This is a genomic window from Pseudomonas sp. RA_35y_Pfl2_P32, assembly GCF_963970735.1.
Classification (GTDB): Bacteria; Pseudomonadota; Gammaproteobacteria; order Pseudomonadales; family Pseudomonadaceae; genus Aquipseudomonas.
The window spans coordinates 1-255 of sequence record NZ_CAXAQF010000441.1 but is presented as its reverse complement, the minus strand read 5'-3'; the positions used below and the strand labels follow the sequence as shown (position 1 = coordinate 255).

Sequence of the window (255 nt, the reverse complement as noted above, 5' to 3'; positions counted from 1 at the left end):
CAAAGTTGTGTATTGGTCGAGGTATAGCTTCGAATGCTCCTTTTAAATTGCTTAACCCCGTAAAACTACCTAACGATGCCGCACGCTGATAATAGAACAGCGAGCGTGGCTTGTTCTCTTTAGCTGTTTCATAAAAGCTGGCGGTTTTCTCTATCGCATCAGGATTTTCCTGAGCGCCCGCACATCGGTAATAACGCTCGGCCATGTCATCATCCTGTTTATCCCTTGGGAGCGCAAAAGCGAAGTACCGGCCTA

The 255-nt window shown here is 47.5% G+C and carries 1 pseudogene; it reads right to left on the bottom strand.

Features of this window, described 5'->3' with window-relative positions:
• Positions 1-205: pseudogene (locus AACY45_RS29075) on the bottom strand (tetratricopeptide repeat protein); the annotation flags it as partial.
• Positions 206-255: the final 50 nt, after the last annotated feature.